1 protein-coding gene is annotated in these 1,174 nt (G+C 63.8%); it reads left to right on the top strand.

Annotation, left to right across the window (positions count from 1 at the left end):
• Positions 1-1,174: elongation factor Tu (tuf, locus tag DDT93_RS26320; RefSeq protein ID WP_109468891.1), on the top strand; the 1,174-nt coding region annotated here is incomplete at both ends.

Below are 1,174 nucleotides of genomic sequence, written 5' to 3'. Positions count from 1 at the left end.
ATGGCAAAGGCAAAGTTTGAACGGACGAAACCGCACGTCAACATCGGCACGATCGGTCACGTTGACCACGGCAAGACGACGCTGACCGCAGCGATCACCAAGTACTTTGGTGACTTCAAAGCCTACGACCAGATCGACGGCGCGCCGGAAGAGAAAGCCCGCGGCATCACCATCTCGACCGCCCACGTCGAGTACGAGACCGAAGCGCGCCACTACGCGCACGTCGACTGCCCCGGCCACGCCGACTACGTGAAGAACATGATCACCGGCGCGGCGCAGATGGACGGCGCGATCCTGGTTGTGAACGCAGCTGACGGCCCGATGCCGCAGACCCGCGAGCACATCCTGCTGGGCCGCCAGGTCGGCATTCCGGCGATGGTCGTCTACATGAACAAGGTCGACCAGGTGGACGACGAGGAGCTGCTGGAGCTCGTGGAAATGGAAATCCGCGAACTGCTGTCCTCCTACGAGTACCCGGGCGACGACATTCCGGTGGTTCCGGGTTCGGCCCTGGCCGCTCTGGAAGGCCGTGACGAGGAAATCGGCGAGAAGTCGATCCGCGCCCTGCTGGCCGCTGTCGACGAGTACATCCCGACCCCCGAGCGCGCTGTCGACCAGCCGTTCCTGATGCCGATCGAAGACGTGTTCTCGATCTCGGGCCGCGGCACCGTTGTGACCGGCCGTATCGAGCGTGGCGTGATCAACGTCGGCGACGAAATCGAGATCGTCGGCATCAAGGACACCAAGAAAACCACCTGCACCGGCGTGGAAATGTTCCGCAAGCTGCTGGACCGTGGGGAAGCCGGCGACAACATCGGCGCGCTGCTGCGCGGCGTTGACCGTGAAGGCGTCGAGCGTGGCCAGGTTCTCTGCAAGCCGGGCTCGGTGACTCCGCACACCAAGTTCGAAGCCGAAGCCTACATCCTGACCAAGGAAGAAGGCGGCCGTCACACCCCGTTCTTCGCGAACTACCGTCCGCAGTTCTACTTCCGGACCACCGACGTGACCGGGACCGTGACGCTGGCCGAAGGCACCGAAATGGTGATGCCGGGCGACAACGTCTCCTTCGGCGTCGAGCTGATCGCACCGATCGCCATGGAAAACGGCCTCCGCTTCGCAATCCGCGAAGGCGGCCGCACCGTGGGCGCCGGCGTGGTGTCGAAAATCGTCGAGT

The organism is Albibacillus kandeliae (genome assembly GCF_003116585.1).
Classification (GTDB): domain Bacteria; phylum Pseudomonadota; class Alphaproteobacteria; order Rhodobacterales; family Rhodobacteraceae; genus Albibacillus; species Albibacillus kandeliae.
This window is presented reverse-complemented; position numbering and strand designations above follow the sequence as displayed.